The organism is Streptomyces sp. NPDC006174, assembly GCF_040614075.1.
Lineage (GTDB): Bacteria > Actinomycetota > Actinomycetes > Streptomycetales > Streptomycetaceae > Streptomyces.
Map to the genome: position 1 here is coordinate 133,440 of NZ_JBEXTJ010000018.1, position 20,220 is coordinate 153,659.

Genomic DNA, 20,220 nt, shown 5'->3' on the forward strand with positions numbered 1-20,220 from the left:
GTAATCAGGGAGGAAGCGTCGTCGTGAGCAGCAGGCCATCCCGAGGCACTGCTCGCCTCGCAGCCATACTCGATGCCCTTCCTGACGGGCTTCTGCTCGTCAATTGCAACGGCACGGTCGTCAACGCCAACGCCATCGCCCTCGAAATGTTCGAGACCCCGGGCACCGCGCTCGTCGGTCGCGGACTGCTGGATCTGCTGCCGGAGTTCGACTCCACGCTGATCCCGGGATCGATGCGCCGGCCCGAGGCTGCGGACGAGCAGGGCAGGACCAAGCCGACGCGCATGATCGCGCGCCGCACCGACCGGCACGAGTACCCGGTCGAGGTCACCAGCGCCAGCCTGGACAGCGGCCAGGCCGCGTACAACGACATCCACTCCAGCTACACCGGCGACGAGCTGCTCATGCTGGTCGTACGGGATCTCTCCGGCACCGTCGACACCGAGGCCGAGCTGGCCCGTTCGCAGCGCCAGACCGAGATGATCCTGCGTGCCGCCTCCGAAGGCGTCGTCGGCACCGATACGGACGGCCGCGTCGTCCTCGTCAACCCCGCCGCGGCCCAGATCCTCGGCTTCCGGGCCAGCGACCTCGGCGGCCAGGAGCTGCACCCGCTGATCCTGCACTCACGTGCGGAGGGCGAGCCGTTCCCGTACGAGGAGTCTCCGCTCGCCGACACGCTCAAGTCCGGGCGCAAGCACCGCGTGCGCGGCCAGGTGCTCTGGTCCAAGAGCGGCGCCCAGGTGCCCGTGGACCTGACGACCGCGCCCGTACGCGACGGCGACCAGCTCGTCGGCGCGGTGATGACCTTCACCGACCGCAGGCCGTACGAGGAGCTGTCCGCGCAGCACACGAACGTCGTCGCCGAGCTGACCACCAGCCACTCCGACGAGGTCACGGCGCTGAAGGAGGCGCACGCGGCCGAGCTGGAAACGCTCAAGGAGGCCCACGCCGCCGAGCTGGCCGACCGGGCCGAGCGGCACGCCGCCGAGGTCGAGGCGCAGGCCGAGCTGCTCGCCTCCCTCGGCGCTCAGCACTCGCAGCTCACGGCCGTCCTCGGCGGTTCGCTGCGCGGGCCGCTGGAGGAGCTGCGCGGTGAGCTGTCCATGCTCGCCGCCGACCCGGCCGGACAGCTGTGGCCCGAGGCCAACCAGATCCTGCACCACCTCGCCGCCGGGTACGCCCGGATGACCACGCTCGTCGACAACGTGCTGGGCTACCAGCGCCTCGACGCGGGCGTGGAGGGGCTGCACAAGGGTCCCGCGATGATCGACGGGATCGTGACGGGCGGGATCGACGGAGCGGTCGAGCTGATCGGGCCCGGGCGTGCGCAGTTCGCCGTGCACGCCCCGCCGATCGAAGCCGAGGTCGACGCGGTCCGGCTCGCCACCGCCCTCGCCCACCTCGTCGCGGACGTCTGCGGCGTCGACTCGACCGGCAAGGCCCGGGCCGTCCCCGGTGGCGGATACGTCGACTCGACCGTCGTCGTGGCCGCCGCCCAGCGCGGCGACGTCGTACGGATCGAGGTGCGCGGACCGTTCTCCGGCGGCGACCCGGTGCACGAGCCGATCGTGCGCGGCATCGTCCAGGCGCACGGCGGGGTGCTCCAGACGCACGAGATGCCGGGCATGAGCGGCAGTGCGTACGTTCTCGACATCCCGATCGGCGCCGGCTCGGGCACCATCGTGCCGCCGGACGCGCCGGTGGAGCCCGTACTCGATCCCATGCCCTCCCCGGCCGCGCCTGCCGAGGGTCTCGGAGCGCCGGGCGTCACCAGTGGCGGGCGTCGGCGGGCGCGTCGGTCATCGACCGATGCGTTCCTGGACCGTCCCGGCGGCGCGCCCGAGGCCGAGGCCGGTCCGGCGGACGGTCCTGTCGCCGAGCCGACCGGGCGGCGCCGGGCGCGCCGTGGGCCCGCGGCGGCCGAGGAGACGGCTCCCGAACTGATCCCGGCCCAGCAGGGCGAAGGATCGGGACGCCGGCGCGGACGGCCCAGCCCGGCGGAGAGCGCGGCGGCGGCCGGAAGCGATGCGGCGGAGAGCGGCCCGGACCGGATCGAACCGCCGCAGCCGCATGATCACCAGGCCCACCAGCCCGATCAGCAGGTGCGGCAGCAGTCCCAGCCTCAGCAGCCCCAGCGGCAGGCCCTCGCGCTGACCTCCTCCGCGTCCTCCGCTCCCTCCGAGGGATCCGTCGTCACCGCGGCCGAAGGCGCCCAGGGCACCGGCCGACCCCAGCGCGGCCAGACCGTGCCGCCGCAGGGCGTACCGGCCGACCCGCCGCAGCAGCCCGTACCGCCTGCCGGGCGGCGAGCGCGGCGCGAAGGCGAACACCTTCCCGCGCTCCCGGCCCTCGCGGCCGGCAGCGGCAGTACGCCCGCGGACCAGGTCCCGAACGGTCAGACCGGTCCGAACGGCCGGCAGCAGCCTCAGGAGGAGGCCCTCGCGCTCAGCCAGGCCCCGGCGCAGCAGCCCGGCGGGCGACGGGCCCGCCGCGCGCTGGCCGCCGCCCAGGAGCGCACCGCCGCCGACGCCGGCCCGCGTACCGCCTTCGCGCTGCCGCCCGCCGATGCCGACCGCGCCCCGGCCCCCGCACCCGTACAGGCCCCCGGCGCCACCCCCGTACCCCCTCCCGGCGACGAGGACCACCACCGGCGTACCGCTCCCGAAGCCGGCCACACGCCTCCGCCGGCCCACCCCGTGGCGCCGTCCGCCGACTGGTCCGGCGCGCCGGACCAGGACGCGCCCGTCCCCACCCCGGCCGCAGCACCGCAAGCCCCGAACGCCTCCCGGCCCGCACCGGACGACCGGTCCTGGGGCGGCAACGGGCAGACCGCCCACGCCACCGGCACCGCGGCCGTTCCGGCGGCGCACCCGGCCGACTCCGGCGCACCCCTTCCCACACCGGAAGCGCGGCGCCAGCCGCTGTCGGCCGAGGAGCCGACGGCGGGCGTCAACCCGGACTCCACGCAGGGACGGGCGTTCAGCGTGCGGACGCTGGGTCAAGGAGTGCCGTTCGCGCAGCACCTCACCCATCAGCAGAATCAGCCCGCCCAGCCCAGCCAGCCTGCCCAGGCCTCTCCGGCGAACCAGCACCAGAGCCTCGGCGGTGCCGGCCGGCGTCGCAAGCTCGCCGCTCCGCCGGAAGGCGAGCGTCCGACGCCGCCCGCCACCGACACGGACCCTGCCGCCGCTCCGGCTCAGCAGCCCCAGGAGGCTCAAGGGCCTTCCGCCACCAACCCCGGCTCCGGTCAGCTGCTGGCGCCGCCGGTGGCCGAAGGGCGCGCGTACGCCATAGGGGCGCCCGACGAGGGTGCCGAGGGTCCGGAGCCGCTGGACGGGCCCGGCGGTGCCGTCGAGGTCGCCAACCGGCCGCAGCCACAGCCTCTCGACGACGAGCTGCCGCCCGAGCCGCTGGACAACCCGCGCCGGCTGCTCGTCTGGCCCGCTCCCGACGTACCGACGCAGCAGGCGCTCAGCGACCGCGGCTACCGTCCGGTGATCGTCAACTCCCGTGAGGAGGTCGACGCCCAGATCGCCGCGTTCCCGGCCGCCCTCTTCGTCGACCCGCTGACCGGGCCCATCACGCGTACGGCGCTGCAGTCGCTGCGCCAGGCCGCCGTCGCCGCCGAGGTTCCGGTGCTGGTCACGGCCGGTCTGGGCCAGGCGACCCGGGAGGCCGCGTACGGGGCCGACCCGGCCGTCCTCCTCAAGGCGCTGGCGCCTCGCGACAGCGAGCAGCACCCGCCGCGCGTCCTCCTGATCGAGGAGCACGAGGAGATCGCGGCGGCGCTGGCGCAGACCCTGGAGCGGCGCGCGATGCAGGTCGCCCGGGCCGCGACCGACAGCGAGGCCGTCGATCTGGCGGGCCGGATGCGGCCGAACCTGGTGGTCATGGACCTCATGCAGGTACGCCGCCGACGCGCCGGGATCATCGACTGGCTGCGCGCCAACGGCCAGCTCAACCGCACTCCGCTGGTCGTCTACACGTCGGCCGGTATGGACCCGTCGGAGCTGCCGCGGCTGGCTTCCGGCGAAACCGTTCTCTTCCTGGCTGAGCGGTCCACCAGCGACGAGGTGCAGTCCCGGATCGTCGACCTGCTGGCGAAGATAGGGACCAACTGACCGCGCACGCAGGGCGGGGCCGGTACGGATGTCCCGTACCGGCCCGCCCTGTTTCACGTGAAACAAGCGACCGGGGAAACAAGCGGCCGCCGACAACGCCTCAGAGCTGCGTGACGTCCAGTTCTCCGGCCGCGTACTGCTTCCGGATCACCTTCTTGTCGAACTTGCCGACGCTCGTCTTGGGCACGGCCTCGATCACCGACCACCGCTCCGGCAGCTGCCACTTGGCGATGCCCGACTCGGCGAGGAACGCCTTCAGCGCCTCGTAGTCGGTCCCGGTGGTGCCCTCCTTGAGGACCACCGTCGCCAGCGGCCGCTCGCCCCACCTTTCGTCCGGTACGGCGACGACGGCCGCCTCCGCGACGTCCGGGTGGGCCATCAAGGCATTTTCCAGCTCAACGCTGGAGATCCATTCTCCGCCCGACTTGATGACGTCCTTGGCCCGGTCGGTGAGGGTGAGGTAGCCGTCGGTGCTGATCACGCCGACGTCGCCGGTCTTCAGCCAGCCGTCCTCGCTGAACTTGTCCTCGGGCCGCAGGTGCTCACCGTCGGCCCCGCCGTAGTACGCGGCGGCGATCCAGGCACCGCGTACCTCCAGCTCACCGGCCGACTCGCCGTCCCACGGCAGGTGCTCGCCCGCCGGACCGACCAGCCGCGCCTCCACACCGGCCGGGAAGCGGCCCTGGGTGATGCGGTACGGCCACTCCTCCTCGGCGCTGAGCCCGGCGGGCGGGTGGGCCATCGTGCCGAGCGGCGAGGTCTCCGTCATGCCCCAGGCGTGGCAGAGCCGGACGCCGAGCTTGTCGTACGCCTCCATCAGCGACGGCGGACAGGCCGCGCCGCCGATGGTCACGTTGGCCATGGAGGAGAGGTCGCGCGGGTTGGCCGTGACCTCGGCGAGGAGTCCCTGCCAGATGGTGGGGACGGCGGCGGCGTGCGTGGGACGCTCGCGCTCGATCATCTCGGCGAGCGGCGCCGGCTGGAGGAAGCGGTCCGGCATGAGCATGTTGACGCCGCTCATGAACGTGGCGTGCGGCAGGCCCCACGCGTTCACGTGGAACTGCGGGACCACGACGAGCGTGGTGTCCTTGTCCGTCAGCCCCATCGACTCCGACATGTTGACCTGCATGGAGTGCAGGTAGATCGAGCGGTGGGAGTAGACGACGCCCTTCGGGTCGCCGGTGGTGCCGGAGGTGTAACACATGGCGGCGGCCTGGCGTTCGTCCAGCTCCGGCCAGTCGTACGTGGTCGGTCGGCCCGCGATCAGCTCCTCGTACTCGTGCACACGCGGCGCCACGCCGGCCAGCGCCGAGCGGTCGCCGGGCCCGGAGACCACCACGTGCTCGATGCTCGGCAGGTGCGGCAGGAGCGGTACGAGGAGCGGCAGCAGCGTGCCGTCCGCGATGACGACCTTGTCGTCCGCGTGGTTGACGATCCACGCGAGCTGCTCCGGCGGCAGCCGGAGGTTGAGGGTGTGGAGCACGGCGCCCATGGAGGGAATCGCGAGGTAGGCCTCCACGTGGACGGCGTTGTTCCACATGAGAGTGGCGACCCTCTGGTCGCCGTCCACGCCCAGCTCGTCGCGGAGCGCGTTGGCCAGCTGGGTCGCGCGGGTGCCGATCTCGGCGAAGGTGCGTCGGTGCGGCTCGGGTTCGCCGGTCCAGGTCGTGACCTGCGACTTCCCGTGGATCGTCATCCCGTGGTGCAGGATGCGGGTGACAGTCAGCGGTACGTCCTGCATGGTGCTCAGCACGGCGTCCTCCCGGTGGGCGCTACGCGGCAGTAAGGTTGCGCTGATTCTGCGCACATACCAAGCGGTATGTCACTACTCGCGGGAGGAAATTCCTGACCGGGGCGGGTGGGAGGGCATGTCGGGAGGCCGTCCCGACAACGGACGAACTCAGCGCACCGGCGTCAGCTCCGGGTCCTCGCGGAGCTTGCCGAGGGCACGGGAGACGGCACTCTTCACCGTACCGATCGACACGCCGAGCACCTCGGCCGTCTGGGCCTCGCTGAGGTCCTCGTAGTACCGCAGGACGACCATCGCGCGCTGGCGGTCCGGGAGCTTGAGCACCGCGCGCCACATCGCGTCGTGCAGCGACTGCTGCTCGGCCGGGTCCGGCGCCGGGATGCCGCCCTGCTCGGGCAGCTCCTCGCAGGCGAACTCGTCGACCTTGCGCTTGCGCCACTGCGAGGTCCGGGTGTTCAGCAACGCCCGGCGGACGTACCCGTCGAGCGCCCGGTGGTCCTCGATCCGCTCCCACGCGACATACGTCTTGGCCAGCGCGGTCTGCAGCAGGTCCTCCGCGTCGCACGGGTTCGCGGTGAGCGAGCGCGCGGTGCGCAGCAGGACCGGGCCCCGGGCCCGGACGTACGAGGAGAACGACGCGTACGGCGTGTGCGCGTGGTGGCCGGCGGCGGTGGCGGAGGCCGCCCTGGAGGCGCCCGTGCAGACTGGCGTGGTCATGTACTCAACCTAGGAGCGGGGCCCGCCGAGGGGATCGGCCCCAGGTCCCGAAGGCCCGTCCGCCTCAGGTTGTAGGGCCGGCTCACCCTCCACCTCCTGAAGGTGGACGGGCCGCCGTCCGGCCTTAAGGGTCCCGCCGCCCCGCCGTCAGGGTCCGTCCAGGGTCGTTCAGCCGTCCGCGCCGAGGATCAGCCCGGACGTCGGCACTCCCGTACCGGCCGTGACCAGCGACCTTGCCGCTCCCGCCACCTGGTTCACCGAGGTGCCGCGGATCTGCCGTACGGCCTCCGCGATGCCGTTCATCCCGTGGAGGTACGCCTCCCCCAGCTGACCCCCATGGGTGTTCAGCGGCAGCGCGTCCGCCGCGACGAACGCCCCGCCCTCACCGAGGCCGCAGAAACCGAACTCCTCCAGCTGCATCAGGACGAACGGCGTGAAGTGGTCGTAGAGGATGGCCACGTCGATGTCGGCCGGACCCAGTCCCGAGCCGCGCCAGAGCTGCCGGGCCACCACACCCGTCTCCGGCAGGCCGGTCAGCCCGTCCCGGTAGAAGCTCGTCATCTGTTCCTGGGACCGGCCCGCGCCCTGGGCCGCCGCGACGACGACGGCGGGCGGCCGGCGCAGGTCGCGGGCGCGCTCGACACCGGTGACGACGAGCGCCTGGCCGCCGTCGGTCTCCTGGCAGCAGTCGAGCAGCCGCAGCGGCTCCACGATCCAGCGGGAGGCGGCGTGGTCGGCGAGCGTGATCGGCTTCTCGTAGAAGTACGCCGCCGGGTTCCGGGCCGCGTGCCTCCGGTCGGCCACCGCCACATGACCGAAGACCTCGGGGCCGAGCCCGTACGCGTACAGGTAGCGCTGGGCCGCCATCGCCACCCAGGAGGCCGGCGTGAGCAGCCCGGACGGCAGGTTCCAGCCCAGCGCCGCGCCCTCGGCGGTGGGCTCGCGCCGCTGGACGCCGGAGCCGAAGCGGCGGCCGGAGCGCTCGTTGAACGCCCGGTAGCAGACGACGACGTCGGCCACGCCGCTCGCCACCGCGAGTGCGGCCTGCTGGACGGTGGCGCAGGCCGCGCCGCCGCCGTAATGGATGCGCGAGAAGAACGACAGCTCTCCGATCCCGGCCGCCTGGGCCACGGTGATCTCGGGGCTGGTGTCCATGGTGAAGGTGACGAGGCCGTCGACGTCGGCCGGGGTGAGGCCCGCGTCGTCGAGTGCGGCGGAGACGGCTTCGACGGCGAGCTTCAGTTCGCTGCGGCCGGAGTTCTTGGAGAACTCGGTGGCTCCGATGCCGACGATGGCCGCCTTTCCGCCGAGGGAGTCGGGTCTGCGGATGCTCATAGGGACCGCGCCTCCTGGGGCAGGGCGACGGTGACCTTACCGGTGACGTGTCGCCCCATACGGTTGTCGCCGGTTACCGCGACCTCTATAAGCGTGTGGTTTTCGCGTTCCAGGGCCACGTTTTCCGGAGCCGCTTCCAAGGCCGCTTCCAGGGCCACGATGCGGCCGGTCAACCGGAGGAGGTCGCCTGGATAGTTGGGCGCGCCGAGGCGGATCGCGACCTTCCGGAGGACGGCGGTCGGCCCGAAGTGGTCGGTGATGTAGCGGCCGACGAGGCCATTGGTGGTGAGGATGTTCATGAAGATGTCCGGTGAGCCCTTCTCCCGGGCCCGTTCGGCGTCGTGGTGCACGTCCTGGTAGTCGCGCGATGCGATGGCGCCGGCGACGATCAGGGTGCGGGTGACGGGGATCTCCAGGGCCGGCAGTTCGGCGCCGACGCGGTACGCCTCCTTCATCGCCTACCACCCGCTATCAACAGGCCCAGCTCCTCCAGGATCTCGGCGCCGCAGCCGAGGTACGCGTCGAGCTGGCGGCCCCAGAGGAAGTGCCGGTGGACCGGGTGGTCGAGGTCGGCCCCGGCGCCGCCGTGCAGGTGCTGTCCCGCGTGCACGACCCGCCGTCCCGCCTCCGATCCCCACCAGGCGGCGGTCAACGCCTGTGCCGCGTACTCCCTTTGCCGGTCATACCGCCAGGCCGCCTCGTACGCCGTGACCCGGATGGCCTCGGTGTCCATATGGGCGTCGGCGGCGCGGAGCAGGACGGCCTGGTTGGTGGAGAGCGGGCGGCCGAACTGCTCGCGGGTGGTGGTGTGCTGGACGGCGCGCGCGAGTGAGCCCGCGCAGACGCCCGCCTGGAGCCCGGCGAAAGCGGTCCGGCTCGCGGCGAGGACCGATGCGTGGGCCTCCGGGCCCGTACCGAGGGATTCTCCCCGTACGCCGTCGAGGCCGAGTCGCGCCGCCGACCAGGGCGCGGTCGTCCCCACCGGCACCACGCTCACGCCCGGAGCCCGCGCCGCGACGACCCACAGCTCCCGCTCCGCGTCGGCGACCAGCACATGAGTGGCGTCGCGCAACCACGGCACCCAGGCCACGACCCCGTACAACGCCCCGTCCACCACCGTCACTTCACCGCGCACCGGCAACGCTCCCGTCGCCACCGCCGTACCCTCACGCAGCGCCGGCAGCAGGCGCTCCCGCTGTTCGGCCGTACCGTGCCCGGCGACCGCGAGGAGCCCGTACACGCAGGTCGCCGCCAGCGGAACCTGGGCGGTGGTCCGGCCCTGTTCCTCCAGGAGGAGTACGAGGCCGAGCAGCCCGACGTCCTCCACCGCACCCGGCAGTCCCGCCGCGCACAGCTCCTTCCACAGCTCGGCGTCCGTACCCGTCCCGGCCGCCACCAGCCGCTCGTGCGTGGACAGGTCGCCGAAGATCCGCGCGGCCAGATCGCGGGCCGCGGACTGCTCCTCGCTCGGGGTGAAGTCCATCTCAACCGCCTTCGCTCGCCCGGAAGACCGGAAGTTCCAGCTCGGGGTCCGTACGCAGAAACTCCAGCCGTACGGGCAGGCCGACGCGGACCTTGTCGTACGGCACACCGACCACGTTCCCGACAATCCGTACGCCTTCGGAGAGTTCGATCAGCGCGACGGCGTACGGGCCCCCTCCGCCGGACGGGTCGAAGGCCGGGAAGGACGGGTGGTACATCACGACATGGCTGAACACCGTGCCCTCGCCGCTCGCCTCCACCGTGTCCCACTCCTGGCCGGCGCAGGCGTTGCAGCCGGGGAGCCAGGGGAAGCGGAGGGTGGCGCAGTTGGTGCAGCGCTGGATGAGGAGGCGGTGCTCGGCGACCCCGGCCCAGAATCCGGCGTTGTCGCGGTTGATGACGGGGCGGGGGCGAAGGTCCTTGGTGCGGTGTGGCGGGCGGTACTTGAGGATGCGGAAGCGGTGCGTCCCGGCGGGTTCGCCGTTGGCGCGGACGTCCATGCGGGTGGTGACGAAGTAGCCGGTGCCGAGTCTGGTGGTCTTGCGGCGGGAGACGGACTCGATGACGGCGTCGAAGGTGATGAGGTCGCCGGGCCGGAGCGGCCGCAGGTACTCCTGCTCGCAGTCGGTGGCGACGACGGAGGTGTAGCCGGCGCCGTCGAGGAGGCCGAGGAGTTCGTCGTACGCGGTCGAGCGGGCGTCGGTGGCGTCGTGGGGCTCCGGTTCTCCGGTGAGCCCGCGCATCGTCCAAGCCTGGAGCATGGTGGGCGGGGCGACGGCGTCGGGGCCACGGTAGGCGGGCGAGGTATCGCCTAGGGCCTCGCACCAGTGGCGGATCATCGGCGCGTTGACGGGGTCCTTGCCGGTGGAGGCGGTGGCGGCGGGGCGGCCGGCGTAGGCGGCGAGGCGGTCGTACAGGGAATCCTCGGCATCGGGCTTCACGTCCCGGACGCCCGGCTTCACCGCTTGCTCCGGGTCATCCCGAGCCGCATGGTCGCGACTATCTCGCGCTGCACTTCGCTCACACCGCCGCCGAAGGTGTTGATCTGCGCGGCGCGGTTCATCCGCTCCAGCTCTCCTCGAGCGCTGCCCGCGCCGACGCAGCCGACCGATCCGGCTCGCAGAAGCCCGGCATCTCCCACCACCTCCTGGCACATCCGATACACCTCCACGGCGCTCTCGGTCCCCGCGAACTTCACGCCGCTCGCCTCTCCGGGCGCCAGCGCGCCCGCTCCCACGGCGCCGACGAGCCGCCAGTTCAGCAGCCGGGTCGCCGCGAGCCGGGCGTACGCCTCCGCGAGCCGGGCGCGCACCCACGGCTCGTCGATCCGGCGGCGCCCGGTGACGGGGTCAGGCGTACGGGCGTGGGCGAGGGCCTCCTTGTAGAAGTCCTCGGCCTGCATGCCGATGGCGGCGAGGGCGACGCGTTCGTGGTTGAGCTGGTTGGTGATGAGGCCCCATCCGTCGTTCTCCGCGCCGACGAGGTTCGATGCGGGGACGCGTACGCCGTCGTAGTAGGTGGCGGTGGTCGTCAGCCCGCCCACGGTCTGGATCGGCGTCCAGGAGAAGCCCGGGTCGTCGGTCGGCACGAGGATGATCGAGATGCCACGGTGCTTGGCCGCGTCGGGGTCCGTACGGCAGGCGAGCCAGATCCAGTCGGCCTGCTGGGCGTTGCTGGTGAAGATCTTCTGGCCGTCGATGCGCCAGTCGTCGCCGTCGCGTACGGCGCGGGTGTGCAGGGCCGCCAGGTCCGTACCGGCTTCGGGCTCGCTGTAGCCGATCGCGAAGACGAGGTCGCCGCTGAGGATCCGGGGCAGGAAGTACGCCTTCTGCTCCTCGGTGCCGTACTTCATCAAGGTCGGGCCGACGGTGTTGAGGGTGACCATGGAGACGGGGGCGCCGGCCCGGTACGCCTCCTCGAAGAAGACGAACTGCTCGTCGGGACCGCGCCCTTGACCGCCGTACGCGACCGGCCAGCCGAGACCGAGCATGCCGTCGGCGCCGATCCTGCGCAGCAGCCGCCGCTGCTCATCCAGGTCGTCGCACCGGCCTCCGCCTTCGGGCAGCACGGCCGCGAAGTACGCGCGCAGTTCGGTACGCAGCTGCTGCTGGCGCTCCGTCGGGGCGAGGTGCACGGCGGGACCTCCAGGGGGCACGGATCCTGTCGACGTAACGCTTTCTGACTATCCGTCAGTTCTGCTCGTCGCGTCAAGGGAAACGGCGGCAGCCCGCGTGGAGGCACCGAAGTGCCGCCGCACGGGCTGCTGTTCGGACGACCGGAACCCACCCCCCGGAAGGTCCCGGACGCCTGCTCACCGAAGAGGAATCGATCTCCTAGCCATCACCATCCCGCTCCACCACCATCCCGCTCCACCACCATCCGGTCCTCACCAGAAGAACGGAGTGAAGTTCACGGCGACGCTGTGGTCCGACTGGTCGATGGCGGTGAAGTCCGAGCCGCTGACCTGGGCCGAGGTGTTCTGGTTCGACGCGCCGGCACCGACGGCCTGCTGCTGCGTGGTGGACGAGTTACCGGAGTTGTTGCCGCCGACGCCACTGCCGCCGACCGTCGCCACGGCCGCGTTCGATCCGTCGTTCGCGAAGGAGCCGTTGTCCGCCAGGGCCACACCGCCGCAGAGCGCGACGGTCAGGGGCAGCGCGGCGACTGCGGCGAGAACACGAGCGGTACGGATACTTGCCATGTGAGTTCCTCCAGGAGCCGGAAGTGCGGCTTCGTAGGCTTCATGTGCTTCATGTGCGGCTGTTTGCCGGAGCAGTTGGCCGACCGCTCCGGTGATGGTCACGACGTCGCGAGACCAGAGCTGCCCAGCACATCCCCGTCGAACCACGCCGCACCACCTGATTCCCTCTCAAGCATGAAGAAGAGGTGCTAAACCTCGCGCGGGCCGCCGGGTCCGGCCTGCGGCGCGAGGCGCGCCTTTCGCGGGCGTCCAGAGTCTCGCCGAGGACGTAGGCGCAGCGCACGAGGGGCGTGCCGCGCACGTCAGTTGGGGAGATGGTCCGGGCGCGCCGACTACCGCACGACGACGTGATCCCCGATCGACGACTTCGCCCCGGAGGTCTCGGTCCCGAAGTACGTTCACCGCCACGTCCCCGTCCTGGCGGCCTTCACCGTGGTCTTGAGCGCCCCCGTACCGCTCGATTTCACCTTCTTGACCGTCGTGTACGACGAGGCGCCCGCCGCCTTGAACTGCAGGCTCACCGCGCGGCCCGCATATCCCTGGTACGTGTGGGTGTCCCAGTTCGCCCGCGTGACCCGCCCGGTCACAGTGATCGCCTTCCCCTTCGTGACCGGCTCCGGCGAGGCGTTGACCGTGACGGTTGTGGCCCGCCTGACCTGCAACGAGAGGTTCGCGTCGTCGATGTCGTGGGCGTCACCGGCGAGAAAGACGCGAGCGGCGGTTCGCCAGGTACCGGCGTCCTCGTTCCCGAAGTCGAGGTGCCGCGGGTCGATGTACAGCCATTCCTCGAAGTCGCAGATGCCCTTCGCCCTGTTCACGACCTTGCAGTCGCTGCCGATGATGGCGGTGTGCATGGTGTCCGTGTTGTTGAGCTTGCCCCGGTAGGGGAACACCGTCGGCCCGTTGTCGTATCGGAGTTCGGTCGTCATCCGAAAGGCCGCATGCACCTCGACCTGCCCCTTGACCCCGATCACGATCGGCTTACCGCCGTTCACCGTGACCCGGCTGAAGGAGACCCCACCCTCCGCCGCGCCGGTCGGCACCGCCGCCACCCCGGTGAACAGAGCCGCCCCTCCACCGGCCAGCGCCGCTCTCCACATCGTCTTCCCCATCTTCGCGCCCGTCCTTCCCCCTGCAGCCTGGACCGAGCGCGTAGGCGCACCGGTCGGAGGTCCGTCCTCGCGGCCGGCTGTGGGACCGGAGGAGGCTGTACAGGGTTGTAAGCGGTGAGGCAACGATCCGATCACCACGGCATCGCCTGGCTCGCACCCCGCCGAACAGCACGGTCGACCACCCCCACTTCCCATATTCGAACCCATGTACGAAACTAGAGCCATGGCCACCATCGACCGGCAGACCGCCACCCTGGCCCTCGCCCTCGCCCACGCCCTGGCCGCCGCCGGGCGCGGGCTCCCCGTCTTCCCCCTGTCCGCCACCAAGCTCCCCGCGCTGCGCTCCCCGCACCACGGCGAGCGGCCGCCGGTCCACTGCCGGGGCGAGTGCGGGCTGCCCGGCCACGGGGTGCACGACGCCACGACGGACCCCGCGGCCGTCCGGGCCCTCTTCGCCGCCGCGCCCCGGGCCACCGGCTACGGCATCGCCTGCGGCCGCGCCCCGCACCGGCTCATCGGCGTCGACCTGGACATCGACACCGCGCACGGCAACGACTCGGTCGGCGCACTCCGGCAACTGGCCCTCCAGCACCTGTTCACCATCCCGCCGACGGTCACCGTGCTCACCCCGAGCGGCGGCCGCCACCTCTGGCTCACCGGCCCCGCCGACACCACGGTCCCCAACTCGGCCGGCCGCCTCGCCCCCGGCATCGACGTCCGCGGCAGCGGCGGCTACCTGGTCGGCCCCGGCTCGGTCACCACCCACGGCCACTACCGCCTGGCCCCCGGCACCGCCCACCTCACCCCGGCCCCGTGCCCCCGCGCACTCCTCCGCCTCCTCACCCCGCCACGCCGCGAGCCCGCCCTTCCCGGCCATCCCGGCCATCCCGGCCAGGAAACGACCCCGGGCCGCCGAGGCGAGGGCCTGATCCAGTTCGTCCTGGCGGCCCACGAAGGCCAGCGCAACACCCGCCTGTTCTGGGCCGCCTGCCGCGCCTACGAACACGGCTTCGGCGACACCTTGGCCGACGCCCTCACCGCCGCAGCGATCCGCACGGGCCTCACGGAACAGGAGGCGCGTGCGGCGATCGCGTCGGCGGAACGGCTGACGTTGGGGCGCGGGAGCGACGACGGAGACGACGGCCGCCGCTGACGCAGCGGACGACAAAAAGAGGCGCTCCGAAATCGGAGCGCCTCTTGTGGCCGGCACAGACGCCGGCCTGCTGCGGTGGGTGTGGGATTTGAACCCACGGTGACATCGCTGCCACGACGGTTCAAGACCGTCCCGTGGAACGTCCCCAATGCCTGGCTGACCTGCACTCGCTGGCCCTGCACCGCCCGCAAGCCGTGGCCTAGCCCGTGCATGGCCCACTGTGGCCGACTATCCCGACCTGTTGAGGTCGCCGGCGCGCCTGCCAACTGCGCGCATGGCTGACGCAAGTGGTTACGAGCGCCGGCACAGCAGTCCGTAAGGCGGTGCATGGGACTATGTCATAGACGGCTACGAGACTGGATTGATCATCAGCAAAATCCTGAGTCCAATGCCAGCAATGCCCCACGGGGGGTCAGGCCCTGGCCTTATAGTTTCCAAACTCTATCCAAAGCGTCGACTGCTAGGAAGTTTGACCTCGCCTTGATCTGAGCGTCCGCCGGAAAATCCTCAGAGCTCTTTTCCCACTTTTCGAGCTCCGCATCAAAAAATGCCCTCCCTTTCTTCAGTTCCCCAACCTTGGACGAAAATGGGGCGTCCCCAAGGGCGCTATTTAGATGAGTAGTGAGTAGGGTCAGATTACCAATAGAGTAGACCGGATCCAGATGGCTCTTTGAGGCCATGGATTGGGGCTTGATGTGCTCAATTGACCATGTCATGAGGTTCTGACCCGCTGGCAACAGTTTCTCCAGTTTCGCGAACGACATCAACACGTAAGCGATGAAGATTTTACGAGATCGGAGCTTCTGCGCCTGATTCAGCTGCAATGACGGCGCATAAAACAAGGAGCAGAACGCTTGGAGAGATCTTGAGCGATCGGGTAGACTAGCGCGGAGTTTTACCTTCAGATCCTCAATCGCCAACGCTACGTCGGCTGTTGACTTCGCACCTTCCAGGCGAACAGCAAAACGATTATACCGACTTCGAGTACCGCCAGTCGATCCACTATTCGTTAGCGCGGTATACTGAAAATGGAAAGCTTCAACTAGCCTCAAAACCTCGACAACCTGCGCATGCTTGATCAATTTCGTTTCTTGGAACTTGCGAGCTACGGCTAGGGCCGTCGAGTTCGCTACAGACACATTAAAGAGCGCGAGCGCGCGAACACTGTCAACAAATTCCGGGATCGCGAACGCATTTCGTTCACCCCGAGATTTTGGCTGTACCTGTACATTTTCAGCTTCTAGCCACTGATAGGTTTCTGCATCGCGTTCGAGTTCCTCTAGATAAGCCAGGTGTGCGGCTGGACTGGATCCCACGAGGCGGCTGATCTCCTTGAACAGTTCGGGCTCCTTCACCGCCTCACGTCGCGAGTTCCAAGACTGCCAAATAAACCTGTCGACGACGTCCGCGCTCACGCGGCCCAGCTGAACACGGTCCACCACCCGTTCCCAGCGAATTGCGACGGCATCTCGATCTGCGGGTTCTGTAGAGCCGCCGCGAATTAGAAGGTTCTTAACGAGATCCGAAAGTCGCAGATCTGAACCACGCGTATTCAATGTTTCGAAGACTAGGAACCCGTCTTCTTCAGACGCCAACTCAACCTGGATCACGCGCGCCTTCAAGGCGTTTGACCGGATCGCCTTGAGGCTCTCAACTTGCCCATTCGGCGACAATCCCTTGATGGCAACAGTAATCTGCTCCTCAAAAAAGGATCGCGCTTCCCCGATGCGCTCAGCACTCTTATTCCATTCCGCTCCGGATGGAATGGCATTTGGATTCTGTATCACTTCATAAAACATACCTTCGGGCCGGCGCAAGACAGGGTGGCTCTTGCCGTCATCATCTTTTACCATGAGATACTTCTGGGTGCTAAGCGCCTGACTGCTAGCCACACTCGCATCAAAACCATCGACATCTTTGTACTTTTCAGCCACTTCCATAAGTGCGTCGCGCACGACGGACAGAAGTATGGCACTCGTAGTGAGCCTCTGCTGACCGTCGATAATTGAGTAAGTGTCACTGAACAGGTCTCTCTTCTTGCTAACCCATGTCACCGTGGACCCGAAGAAGAAATCACCTTTGGCCAGAATAACATCGTCCCAAAAATCAACGAGCTGATCCCGCGACCAACTATAAGGTCGCTGAAAATTAGGAACCTCGTACAAGCACTGCTGGAAGCAAGTCTGAATGGTCTTCGTCTTGCTCTCAATCGGGATTAGATCATTGCTCGAAACCGTCTCAGACATTACCAACCTCCACGCCTCACATGAATTACGCCGACTTGAACAGTAGCGCAAGTCTAAGACCCCTCGCATGCGTTTGAAGGAAGTTTCGATGCGCCGTACTGGCGTGCCCGGAAGGTCCCACAGCGCAGTCCACCTTTGGCCGGAAGGGCAGTCACGCCTGTACTACTTGTCCCTCCCCCAGAGCTAGGTTCCTGGCAGGCACGGGAGCACGTCGGACGGAGCACGTGGCAGCCTCGAGGGCCCGACGAGGCAGGGGGGAAGACGCGTGTCGCGGCAGGCCAGCCCTCGCGGCACCTTCCTGAAGATCGCTGAAGTCATCAAGGTTCGGATCGATGCCAACTCGAACTCGGAAGATGACCGAGCTACCAACAGCTGTGGACCTCATGGACGAGTTCAACGTTTCTCGGGGCGTGGCCCTCCGGGTCTTCGACGTCCTTCAGGAGCAGGGCGTCGCAGAACGCGTTGCTGTCGGTCGCTTGCGAGTAGTGCGGCAGGGGGAAGCCTTCGACCACCGGCCGCTGGACTGATCAGCTCGCCGACGTGATCACGAATGACGAGCTCCCCGTGGGGGCACTCTTCCCAAGCGCGACCCAGCTCTGTGCGCGGTTCGGTGTCTCGCGGCGCACCGTGGTCAAAGCGCTCGACAAGTTGGAGGCGGCTGGACTCCTGTCGAAAGGCAGGCAAGGCAAGCCCCGCACCGTGCTGTCCCTGCCGAAACAAGACGGAGAGTGCCGGCCCGCGAGCACCAAGGCAGTAACCAACTGAGCATACTCTCTTGCCGAATCGCTGCTCTCCGAGCCACTGCCCCGTCGATGGGTCCACGCACAGGGAGGAGCAGAGAGAGCCCGTGTGCTCGCCCCGATCCTCGGTTCGGACGCCGATCTGCCGGAAGCGGCGGCCGTGCTGCAGGACATCGGCTATGCGCCCAACCTCGCCAAGACCGGCTTTCACCCGCTGGACGGGGCACGATGTCCGCGGGATGTCGCTCGCGCTAATGAGAGGGTGGTGCGCCCCGTGGCTCACCACTCCTGCGCGTGGATGGAGGCGGAAGCCCGAGGGCTGCGGGACGGACGACCTGAACGACGACGTGATCGAAGGCGACCTGTTGGCGCAGACCGTCCTGCAGCACGCCGACACCATGAACCCCGGCACAGAGCAGCGGATGACATCGACCGAGTGGCTGCACTGTCTCAGCCGCCTCTCCAGCGGCGACGAGCTACGGCTCGTGCCCAAAGGGGTGGCCGACGGCCGGCAAGGTGCTCTCCGACCGTCTCAAGCGCCTCCAGCCCACCCTCGCGGCTCGGGGCGTGCTCATCGACAGCGGCCGTACCCGGGAAGGTCGTTACCTCGAAATGACCCGCCAGGGCGCACCAGCGCCGCCCGAGCAGTCAACAGCATTCTGACCCGCGCTGCCCGGTCACCCCGGACGAGCAAGAGGAGCACGCTCCGCAGGGTGCTCCTCTTGCTGTTCGGCGGCGGCGCCGCCCTAAAGGGGTCGTGCCGCGACGCGGCTCCTTCTTCACGCCTGAAGGGGCACCGCACTACTACAGGCACTCCTCCCTTCTAGGTAGGGAAGCTCTGCGTCACAGCGTCACGCACACCAGGAAACGGCCCCCTGATCTGTTGCAACAGGCGTGTCGTAGACGGCAGGCACTGCGTCAGCTAAAACCGCAGGTCACAGCACCGCATGACGCACGTGACGCTGTGACGCAGAAATCCGCACCTCGGACAAACACTCCGCGCCATCTCCCAGTTAGCCTCTCCCGCCCTTCGAAGGAGTCGCGCCGTGGCCCGCCCTCAGATGCTGAAACTCCCCGAAGTCCTCATCGAACTCAACATGAGCCGAGCCGACTTCTACCGCCTGCGCGCCTGGGGCCTCGCGCCCAAGCTCATCAAGCTCCCCAACCACCAAGTGCGTGTGCGCCGCGCCGACCTTGACGCCTGGCTCGCCAGGTACGAGGAAGCCGCCTGAGTCCGCGCCGACCAGATCTGAGAGGGCCCGCTCCGGCGGGCCCTCTCTTCATGGAGAGACATGCTCACCTTCGACGTCGTCATCTGGTCCATCCCGCAACGCAAAGGCCGGCCGAAGCCCTGGGAGCTCCGCTGGCGCGTCGGAGCCGAGGGGCACTCGAAGAGTTTCACCCTCAAACCGCAGGCTGACGGTCGACGCTCACAGCTCATGGCCGCTCTGCGAGCGGGGCAGCAGTTCGACGAGGAGACCGGGCTCCCCGAGAAAGAGCTTGCCGCCCTCGCGATGCCGACGTGGTTCGAGCACGCCAAGGCGTACGCGCTGATGAAGTGGCCCGGGGCGGCGGCGAAGCATCGAGCGAGCATCGCGGAATCCCTCGCGGTCGTAACGCCCGTCTTCACGACAGGCAGCGGCATCCGACCCGACGCCCGCGTGCTCCGCGCCGCTCTGTACCAGTGGGCCTTCCGAGCCGTGGATGGGCCGAAGAATCAGCTCGTCTCGCGCGCCGACGCCCAAGAGCCTTCCGACGACGTCCGGAAGGCACTGGAATGGGTTGGGCAGCATTCGATGCGGGTGGACGAAGCCGCTAAGCCGGAGCACGTGCGAGCGGCGCTCACGTCTCTTTCTCGGCTCCTGAACGGCAAGCCTGCGGCGGAGAACACCGCCAACCGGAAGCGCATGGTGCTGAGCAACGCCTTCCGCTACGCGGTTGAGGAACGGGCCCTCCTCACCCGCCACCCGTTCCTGGCAGTGGACTGGGCAGCTCCCCAGACCCCGGACGAGGTCGATTTCAGGTGGGTGCCCGGCCCTCGACTCGCTCGTGCTCTGCTCGCCGCCGTGGCCGCGCAGGGAACACGCGGTGAGCAACTGGAGGCGTTCTACGGCGCTGTCTACTACGTGGCAACGCGCCCCGGCGAAGCTGCGGCGCTCAAGGAGTCGGACTTCATCCTGCCGCCCGAGAGCGAGCCGGAAGCCTGGGGCGAAGTGCTCGTGTCGGAGAGCCACCCGGAAGTCGGGGGCGGCTGGACCGACAGCGGGAAGTCCCACGACGAACGCGGCCTGAAGCATCGAGCTCGGAAGGCTGTACGGGCCGTTCCCGTCCCGCCGGTATACGTGCGCATGATCCGCGCCCACATCGCACGCTTCGGTGTCGCACCGGACGGCCGACTGTTTCGGGCGGTACGCGGCGGCCGTCTGACGTCGAACGAATACTCCGAGGTCTGGAGCGAGGCACGGAAGGTCGTGCTCAGCAAGCAGGAGCTTCGAACCGCGCTGGCGGAGGTCCCGTACGCCCTGAGGCACGCCGCCATTTCGCTGTGGATCAAGTCCGGCATGGACCCGGTAGAGGCCGCCTACCGCGCCGGCCACAGCCTCGCCGTGCTCTACCGGTTCTACGCCAAGCTCCTCAAGGGTGGGTCGGCGGCGGCCAACCGGCTCGTTGAGCTGGGGCTTCGCGCCGAGGAGTAGGGCCGATCCTGGCCCGCGTATGGCCCACACGCCCTGGTCGGCACCGGGAATCAGGGGCATGAGGTGAGAGAAGTGGCAGGTCAGAGGGCGGGCCCCGGAATAACGTCCCCGCCCGCCTAAAAAAAAACAACACCAAAACACTCAAAAACACAAACGAATAACACAAA

The 20,220-nt window shown here is 69.1% G+C and carries 14 protein-coding genes and 3 pseudogenes; 7 read left to right on the top strand and 10 right to left on the bottom strand.

Annotation, left to right across the window (positions count from 1 at the left end; genetic code table 11):
• Positions 1 to 23 precede the first annotated feature (23 nt).
• Entirely contained in the window at positions 24 to 4,121 is a 4,098-nt protein-coding gene (locus ABZ267_RS31280) for a PAS domain-containing protein (protein WP_356753880.1), read from the top strand.
• 100 nt (positions 4,122 to 4,221) lie between these two features.
• On the opposite strand, the gene ABZ267_RS31285 is transcribed toward ABZ267_RS31280, so the two are convergent.
• The 9 genes and pseudogenes from ABZ267_RS31285 to ABZ267_RS31325 form a co-directional block, all read right to left on the bottom strand.
• The gene (locus ABZ267_RS31285) at positions 4,222 to 5,874 is read right to left on the bottom strand and encodes a long-chain fatty acid--CoA ligase (protein WP_356753882.1); all 1,653 of its coding nucleotides are present in this window, start codon (positions 5,872 to 5,874) and stop codon (positions 4,222 to 4,224) included.
• Positions 5,875 to 6,021: 147 nt separating this feature from the next.
• A complete protein-coding gene (locus ABZ267_RS31290; RefSeq protein WP_356753884.1) occupies positions 6,022 to 6,588 on the bottom strand; it encodes a SigE family RNA polymerase sigma factor in 567 nt (188 codons plus the stop codon).
• Positions 6,589 to 6,756: 168 nt separating this feature from the next.
• Positions 6,757 to 7,923 carry a lipid-transfer protein gene (locus ABZ267_RS31295; RefSeq protein ID WP_356753886.1) on the bottom strand — a complete coding sequence of 389 codons (1,167 nt, stop codon included), beginning with the start codon at positions 7,921 to 7,923 and terminating at the stop codon, positions 6,757 to 6,759.
• Entirely contained in the window at positions 7,920 to 8,378 is a 459-nt protein-coding gene (locus ABZ267_RS31300; protein WP_356753888.1) for an acyl dehydratase, read from the bottom strand. Before ABZ267_RS31300 ends, ABZ267_RS31295 begins: the two co-directional genes overlap by 4 nt.
• A complete protein-coding gene (locus ABZ267_RS31305) occupies positions 8,375 to 9,406 on the bottom strand; it encodes an acyl-CoA dehydrogenase family protein (protein WP_356753890.1) in 1,032 nt (343 codons plus the stop codon). The genes ABZ267_RS31300 and ABZ267_RS31305 overlap by 4 nt, the downstream gene beginning before the upstream one ends.
• 1 nt (position 9,407) lies before the next feature.
• Positions 9,408 to 10,367, bottom strand: coding sequence for an OB-fold domain-containing protein (locus ABZ267_RS31310; RefSeq protein WP_356753892.1), 960 nt, complete (start codon positions 10,365 to 10,367; stop codon positions 9,408 to 9,410).
• A complete protein-coding gene (locus ABZ267_RS31315) occupies positions 10,364 to 11,539 on the bottom strand; it encodes an acyl-CoA dehydrogenase family protein (protein ID WP_356753894.1) in 1,176 nt (391 codons plus the stop codon). Before ABZ267_RS31315 ends, ABZ267_RS31310 begins: the two co-directional genes overlap by 4 nt.
• Before the next feature lie 252 nt (positions 11,540 to 11,791).
• Positions 11,792 to 12,106, bottom strand: coding sequence for a hypothetical protein (locus tag ABZ267_RS31320; protein WP_356363389.1), 315 nt, complete (start codon positions 12,104 to 12,106; stop codon positions 11,792 to 11,794).
• A gap of 332 nt (positions 12,107 to 12,438) precedes the next feature.
• Positions 12,439 to 13,218, bottom strand: a pseudogene (locus ABZ267_RS31325) (hypothetical protein).
• A gap of 223 nt (positions 13,219 to 13,441) precedes the next feature.
• Here ABZ267_RS31325 and ABZ267_RS31330 point away from each other — a divergent pair.
• Complete coding sequence (locus tag ABZ267_RS31330) at positions 13,442 to 14,371, top strand: bifunctional DNA primase/polymerase (protein WP_356753896.1); 930 nt, start codon at positions 13,442 to 13,444, stop codon at positions 14,369 to 14,371.
• A 425-nt stretch (positions 14,372 to 14,796) separates the two neighbouring features.
• Here ABZ267_RS31330 and ABZ267_RS31335 read toward each other — a convergent pair whose 3' ends face one another.
• The gene (locus ABZ267_RS31335; protein WP_356753898.1) at positions 14,797 to 16,617 is read right to left on the bottom strand and encodes a DUF262 domain-containing protein; all 1,821 of its coding nucleotides are present in this window, start codon (positions 16,615 to 16,617) and stop codon (positions 14,797 to 14,799) included.
• 564 nt (positions 16,618 to 17,181) lie between these two features.
• Between ABZ267_RS31335 and ABZ267_RS31340 the strand changes: the two genes are divergently transcribed.
• From ABZ267_RS31340 to ABZ267_RS31360, 5 genes and pseudogenes are all read left to right on the top strand, one after another.
• Entirely contained in the window at positions 17,182 to 17,382 is a 201-nt protein-coding gene (locus ABZ267_RS31340; protein WP_356753920.1) for a helix-turn-helix domain-containing protein, read from the top strand.
• Between the two features lie 21 nt (positions 17,383 to 17,403).
• A pseudogene (locus tag ABZ267_RS31345) lies at positions 17,404 to 17,682 on the top strand (phosphohydrolase); the annotation flags it as partial.
• Positions 17,683 to 17,686: 4 nt separating this feature from the next.
• A pseudogene (locus ABZ267_RS31350) lies at positions 17,687 to 18,020 on the top strand (ATP-binding protein); the annotation flags it as partial.
• Positions 18,021 to 18,403: 383 nt separating this feature from the next.
• Positions 18,404 to 18,589 carry a helix-turn-helix domain-containing protein gene (locus ABZ267_RS31355; RefSeq protein ID WP_356753900.1) on the top strand — a complete coding sequence of 62 codons (186 nt, stop codon included), beginning with the start codon at positions 18,404 to 18,406 and terminating at the stop codon, positions 18,587 to 18,589.
• Positions 18,590 to 18,649: 60 nt separating this feature from the next.
• Entirely contained in the window at positions 18,650 to 20,053 is a 1,404-nt protein-coding gene (locus ABZ267_RS31360; RefSeq protein ID WP_356753902.1) for a site-specific integrase, read from the top strand.
• Positions 20,054 to 20,220 lie beyond the last annotated feature (167 nt).

Bases quoted from the DNA above. Each gene is read 5' to 3' on its own strand.
- ABZ267_RS31290 (WP_356753884.1), bottom strand. From the start codon at position 6,588: ATGACCACGCCAGTCTGCACGGGCGCCTCCAGGGCGGCCTCCGCCACC.
- ABZ267_RS31295 (WP_356753886.1), bottom strand. From the start codon at position 7,923: ATGAGCATCCGCAGACCCGACTCCCTCGGCGGAAAGGCGGCCATCGTC.
- ABZ267_RS31300 (WP_356753888.1), bottom strand. From the start codon at position 8,378: ATGAAGGAGGCGTACCGCGTCGGCGCCGAACTGCCGGCCCTGGAGATC.
- ABZ267_RS31305 (WP_356753890.1), bottom strand. From the start codon at position 9,406: ATGGACTTCACCCCGAGCGAGGAGCAGTCCGCGGCCCGCGATCTGGCC.
- ABZ267_RS31320 (WP_356363389.1), bottom strand. From the start codon at position 12,106: ATGGCAAGTATCCGTACCGCTCGTGTTCTCGCCGCAGTCGCCGCGCTG.
- ABZ267_RS31330 (WP_356753896.1), top strand. From the start codon at position 13,442: ATGGCCACCATCGACCGGCAGACCGCCACCCTGGCCCTCGCCCTCGCC.
- ABZ267_RS31335 (WP_356753898.1), bottom strand. From the start codon at position 16,617: ATGTCTGAGACGGTTTCGAGCAATGATCTAATCCCGATTGAGAGCAAG.
- ABZ267_RS31360 (WP_356753902.1), top strand. From the start codon at position 18,650: ATGCTCACCTTCGACGTCGTCATCTGGTCCATCCCGCAACGCAAAGGC.